Source organism: Brevundimonas sp. P7753, assembly GCF_013386595.1.
GTDB classification, from domain to species: Bacteria; Pseudomonadota; Alphaproteobacteria; order Caulobacterales; family Caulobacteraceae; genus Brevundimonas; species Brevundimonas bullata.
In genome coordinates, this window is the sequence record NZ_JACARP010000149.1 from 1 (window position 1) to 5,823 (window position 5,823).

The 5,823-nt window shown below is 70.2% G+C and carries 4 protein-coding genes and 1 pseudogene; all 5 read left to right on the top strand.

Annotation, left to right across the window (positions count from 1 at the left end):
- Nucleotides 1–385 (top strand): PDZ domain-containing protein (locus HX774_RS18465; protein WP_218650523.1); only part of this gene is annotated, 385 nt, incomplete at its 5' end.
- Nucleotides 385–2,499: a type II secretion system secretin GspD gene (gene gspD, locus HX774_RS18470; RefSeq protein WP_178828903.1), complete on the top strand. Its 2,115-nt coding sequence runs from the start codon at nucleotides 385–387 to the stop codon at nucleotides 2,497–2,499. The genes HX774_RS18465 and gspD, both read left to right, overlap by 1 nt.
- Nucleotides 2,500–2,504: 5 nt before the next feature.
- Nucleotides 2,505–4,019: a type II secretion system ATPase GspE gene (gene gspE / locus HX774_RS18475; RefSeq protein ID WP_178828900.1), complete on the top strand. Its 1,515-nt coding sequence runs from the start codon at nucleotides 2,505–2,507 to the stop codon at nucleotides 4,017–4,019.
- The gene (gene gspF / locus HX774_RS18480; protein ID WP_178828901.1) at nucleotides 4,019–5,233 is read left to right on the top strand and encodes a type II secretion system inner membrane protein GspF; all 1,215 of its coding nucleotides are present in this window, start codon (nucleotides 4,019–4,021) and stop codon (nucleotides 5,231–5,233) included. The genes gspE and gspF overlap by 1 nt, the downstream gene beginning before the upstream one ends.
- Nucleotides 5,234–5,352: 119 nt before the next feature.
- Nucleotides 5,353–5,781 (top strand): annotated as a pseudogene (gspG, locus tag HX774_RS18485) (type II secretion system major pseudopilin GspG); the annotation flags it as partial.
- Between the last annotated feature and the right edge of the window lie 42 nt (nucleotides 5,782–5,823).

Here is a 5,823-nt window from a genome sequence, read left to right on the forward strand (position 1 = left end):
AGGCGAGGAGATGTGTATCAGACGCAGGGTCATGGCGCCGCCCGGCGGCGCGCCCGCCCCGGTGTCGGCTGCGGCCCCCGCCGCTGCTGCACCGACCGGCCCGGTCGTCGATCCCAAGCGGCTGATGGCCCAGGCCTCGCTGCGCCCGCGCATGGACGGGCTTCGCATCAAGGGCTTCACCCTGGCCGCGCGCGGCGACGGGGCGGCGCTGCGGGCGGCGGGTTTGCAGTCCGGCGACGTCATCCTGGCCGTCAACGGGGCCGAACTGAACAGTCTGCAAGGCCTTTCGCAACTGAGCGGCGAGCTTTCCGGCAGCAGCGCCGCCGAGATCCGCTTCGAGCGGAACGGCCAGGTGCAGACCACCACCATAAGGACCGGCCCGTGATGCGCCTTCACCGCTCTTTCGCCGCCGTCGCCCTGTCGGCCCTGATCGCCGCGCAGGGGCCTCTGCTGGCCTCGCCGGTCATGGCCCAGGACGGCGGACGCCAGACCCTGAACGTTCAGGGCGCCGACATCCGCGCCTTCATTCAGGACGTGGCCCGCACCACGGGCCGTACCTTCATCGTCGATCCCGCCGTGACTGGAAGCGTCACCGTGACCAGCCAACGCGCGCTGAGCCGCACCGAACTGTTCGAGGTCTTCCTGTCCACCCTGCGCGCCAATGGCCTGGTCGTCACGCCGACCAGTTCCGGCGCCTATCGCATCAGCCCGGCCCAGGGCGCGGCCCAGGGGCCGTCCACCGTCGGCTCCGAGCGTTTCTCGACCCAGGTCTTCCAGTTGAGGAATATCGACGCGGCCTCGGCCGCCGAGACCATCCGGCCCCTGGTCGGACCGCAAGGGCAGGTGCTGGCTAACCCCAGCGGCAACAGCGTCGTGGTCGCCGACTTCGCCGACAACCTGAGCCGCATCCGCAGCCTGATTCAGCGCATCGACGTGGACCGCGCCTCGTTCGACGTGGTGACGCTGGAGAACTCATCCGCCGCCGAGATCGCGGGCGTCCTGGCTCAGGTCCTGACCCCGCCCGGCGGCCAGCCGGGGCAGGGGATGGTGTCGGTGACGCCGGTGGCCAGCTCCAACTCCGTCATCCTGCGCGGCGACCCCGCCGCCGTGGCGCGGGTGCGGCCCCTGGTGGAAGACCTCGACCGTCGCGCCCGCTCGGCGGACGACGTGAAGGTCATCTTCCTGCAACACGCCAACGCCGAGCAGTTGCTGCCGGTGCTGCAACAGATCGTCGGCCAGCCGGTGACGGCGGCCACCGCCACAGCGACGCCCGCCGCCGCGCGCGGTGCTGGCGAGGCCGCCGCGCCGACGCCGCAAGTCGCCGCTCCGGCCGCGCCGGTCGCGGGCCAGAAGGCCAGCATCGCCCGTTTCCCCGGGGCCAACGCCCTGGTCATCTCGGCCTCAGCCGACACCCAGCGGATGCTGGCCGAGGTCATCCGCCAGCTCGACAGCCGCCGCCAGCAGGTGCTGATCGAGGCCATCGTGGTCGAGCTGGGCGACACCGCCGTGCGCGAACTGGGGGTCCAGTGGCTGCTGGCCGGATCGGACGGCAATCCCATCGGCCTGACCAACTATTCCGACCGTTCGGCGCCTCTGGTTCCCATTGCGGGCGGGGCGGCGGCGGGCCAGCTGGACAAGGACGATCCCTTGCGCGAACAGCTTCAGAACCTGGCCCTGAACAGCCTGCTGGGCGCCAACGGCTTCATCGGCGGGGGCGGCGGCCGCATCGGCTCTGACGGCCTGTTCGGCTTCATCATCAATGCGGCCAAGTCGGACGAAGGCTCCAACCTGCTCCAGACCCCGTCGCTGATGACGCTGGACAATGAAGAGGCCACCATCCTGGTCGGGCAGGAGGTGCCGATCACGACGGGCGAGGCCCTGCTGGACGGCAACTCCAATCCCTTCCGCACGACCCAGCGTCAGGACATCGGCGTCAAGCTGATCGTCAAGCCGCAGATCAATGCGGGCGGCTCCATCACCCTGTTCCTGCGGCAGGAAGTGTCCAGCATCAACGGCGTCCTGACCAACAGCGCTTCCGACCTGGTGCTGAACAAGCGCGAGCTGGAGACGACCCTGGTGGTGGACGACGGCGAGATCGCGGTGGCCGGCGGCCTGCTGGATCAGAACGACCGCCTGTCGGTCGACAAGGTGCCGGGGCTGGGCGACATCCCGGTGCTCGGCAATCTGTTCAAGTCGACCAGCCGCCAACGCGGGCGCACCAATCTGATGGTCTTCATCCGCCCGACCATCATCCGCACGCCGGGCGACGCTCAGCAGCTGAGCGCCGACCGCTGGGGCTATATGCGCGGCGAGCAGTTGCGGGCCCAGCCGGGCGTCGAGCCCAGCCTGGACGAGATGCTGCGCGACTATATGCGGACCCAGGCGCCGGTCGCGCCGCGCGCCATCGACAACCCGGCGCCGGGCGTAGCCGCGCCGATCGGGGACGTGACCATCTCGCCGCTGGCGCCCGCCCAGAACGCGACGCCGCCGCAGGGCTGAGCACCATGATCACCCTGGTCAATCCCACGCTGCCTTATGGTTTCGCCAAGCGGAACGGCGTCATCCTTCTGGACGCGGGCGACATCGCCGTGGTGGGCCTGCGCGACGGCGCTGACCCTCTGGCCCTGGTCGAGACGCGCCGGGCGCTGGGGCGGCCCTTGCAGGTGCAAGCCATGGCCCAGGCCGAGTTCGACCGCCGCCTGTCCGACGTCTATGCGGGCGACCTGAACGCCGCGGGCGATCAGCAGATGGAGATGCCGTCGGGCCTCGACGGCCTGATCGAGGACCTGCCCGCCGCCGCCGACCTGCTGGACTCCGCCGACGACGCCCCGGTCATCCGCATGATCAACGGCATCATCGCCGAGGCGGTGCGGGCTGGAGCCTCCGACATCCACCTGGAGCCCTATGAGAGCGCCCTGGTCGTGCGGATGCGGGTGGACGGCGTCCTGCGCGAAAGCCTCAGCCTGAACCCGCGCATCACGCCTTTGCTGGTGTCGCGCATCAAGGTCATGGCGCGGCTGGACATCGCCGAGAAGCGCGTGCCGCAGGACGGGCGCATCCCGCTGGCTCTGGGCGGCAAGACCCTGGACGTGCGGGTCTCGACCCTGCCGTCGCGGGCGGGCGAGCGGGTGGTGCTGCGCATCCTCGACAAGGATCAGGCCGATCTGCGGCTGGAAGACCTCGGCATGGACCCGCTGGCGCTGGACGCGTTTCGCCACGCCCTGCGCGAGCCCAACGGCATCATCCTGGTCACAGGCCCGACCGGCTCGGGCAAGACGACCAGCCTCTATGCCGGTCTGTCGCTGCTCAACGACGCCACCCGCAACATCCTGACGGTCGAGGACCCGGTCGAATACGCCATCGACGGCGTGGGCCAGACCCAGGTCAATCCCAAGGTCGGCATGACCTTTGCGGCGGGCCTGCGCGCCATCCTGCGGCAGGACCCGGACGTGGTCATGGTCGGTGAAATCCGTGATGTGGAGACGGCCAGCGTCGCCGTGCAGGCCTCGCTGACCGGGCATTTGGTGCTGTCCACCGTCCACACCAACGACGCCGCCGGGGCCGTGACGCGCCTGCGCGACATGGGGGTGGAGCCCTTCCTTCTGGCCTCGACCCTGCGACTGATCGTGGCCCAGCGGCTGGTGCGCCGCCTGTGTAGTGAGTGCCGCCGGGCCGAACCCGCCGACGCCGCGACCGCGCGTCTGTCGGGCGTGACCCAGGGCGCGACCGTGTGGCGGGCTCAAGGATGCGGGTCGTGTAACCACACCGGCTACGTCGGTCGGGTCGGCGTCTATGAGACGCTGAAGATCGACGACAAGGTGCGCCGCCTGATCGCCGCCGAGGCGGACGAGGACGCCCTGGTCGCCGCCGCCTTCCCTCAAGGCGGAAGCCTGTCGGACCGGGCGCGCGGCCTGGTGCTGGCCGGCGTGACCTCGGTCGAGGAGGCGGTGCGGGTGACGCGTCAGGAAACGCCCGAGGCGCATCCGCTGCCCGAGCCGGCATTGGGAAGCGCCGCCTGATGCCCGCCTTTGACTACAGCGCCGTGGATGTTTCCGGCCGCACCGTCGCGGGCGTGCTGACCGCGCCGGACGAGGCGGCTGCGCGCAAGGCGCTGGAGCGCCGCCGCCTGATGACACTGTCGCTCAGCCGGGCATCAGGAGCCGCCGCGACGAGCGACAAGGCCCCGCGTCTGCGCCAGAAGCTGTCGGCGCGGACCCTGGCCCTGGCCACGCGTCAGCTGGCCACCCTGATCACCGTCGCCCCCGTCGATGAGGCCCTGCGCACCCTGATGCTGCAAGCCGAGCGGCCGAACGTGCGCCGCATCCTGTCGGGCGTCCATGCGGGCGTGGTCGAGGGCCAGCGCCTGTCCGAAGCCATGGCGCGACAGGGCGCGGCCTTCCCGCCGCTGTACCGCGCCACTGTCGCGGCGGGCGAGGCGTCGGGTGCGCTCGCGCCCATTCTGGAGCGCCTGGCCGACGGGCTGGAGCGGGATCAGCAGGTGCGCGGCAAGGTGATCACGGCCCTGGTCTATCCCACCGTCCTGGCCCTGGTGGCCCTGGGGGTGGTGATCGCCCTGATGGTCTTCGTCGTGCCCAAGGTGGTCGATCAGTTCGACAGCATGAACCAGACCCTGCCCTTGCTGACGCGGGCGGTGATCGGGGTGTCGGACCTGATGCGGAACTGGGGCTGGCTGTTCCTGCTGCTGCTGGTCGGCGGCGGCGCGGGCTTCGTCGCGGGGCTGAGGAAGCCTGAATTCCGGCTGGCGGTGGACCGGCGGATTCTGCGTTTGCCGGTTGTCGGGCGGCTGACGCGCGACCTGCACGGAGCGCGGATGGCGCGCACCCTGTCGACGATGATCACAGCGGGTCTGCCGGTGCTTGAGGGGCTGACCATCACGGCCCGCACGGTGTCGAACCGGGCCTTGCGCGCCGCAACCGAGATGATGGCCGACGCCGTGCGCGAGGGCGGGGGCCTGTCGGCGGCCATGCGCCGCGCCGACGTCTTCCCGCCGATCCTGGTGCACATGACGGCGTCTGGCGAGGCCAGCGGTCGCCTGGAGCCGATGATGGAGCGCGCCGCGGACTATCTGGAGCGCGAGTTCAGCACCTTCACCGCCGTCCTGCTCAGCTTCCTCGAACCTGCGATCATCGTCGTCATGGGCGGCGTGGTCGCCCTGATCGTCCTGTCGATCCTTCTGCCCATCCTTCAGATCAACACCCTGGCGATGGGGTGAGACCGGAACCCGCCATGACCGAAATCCAGCCGCAACATCCCGCCGAGCCAGTCGCAACCGAGAGCGCTTGTGTCCGCGCTCAAGCAGCGACGCGCCGCGCGCGTCGCGATAGCGCTTCACGGCGCAAAGCCCGGCAGGGGTTTACGCTCGTGGAACTGATGGTGGTCATCGTCATCATCGGCCTGCTCGCGACGGTGGTGGCGATCAACGTCCTGCCGAGCCAGGACAAGGCCATGATCGGCAAGGCGCGGGCCGACATCTCGACGCTGGAGCAGGCGATCGAGACCTATCGCCTCGACAATCTGACCTTCCCGGACGCGCAGAGCGGTCTGCAGGCCCTGACCGCGCCGCCTGTCGGCTTGGCCCGTCCGGAACGCTATCGCGAGGGCGGCTATATCCGCCGTCTGCCGGAAGATCCCTGGGGCGCCCCATACCAGTACCGCCGCCCGTCGGCTCACGGCGGTCAGTTCGACGTCTTCTCCTACGGCGCCGACGGCAAGGAAGGGGGCGAGGGCAATGACGCCGACATCGGCAACTGGCAGAGCTGAGGCGTCTGCCAAAGCCCTCCCCCTCGAGGGGGGAGGGTTGGG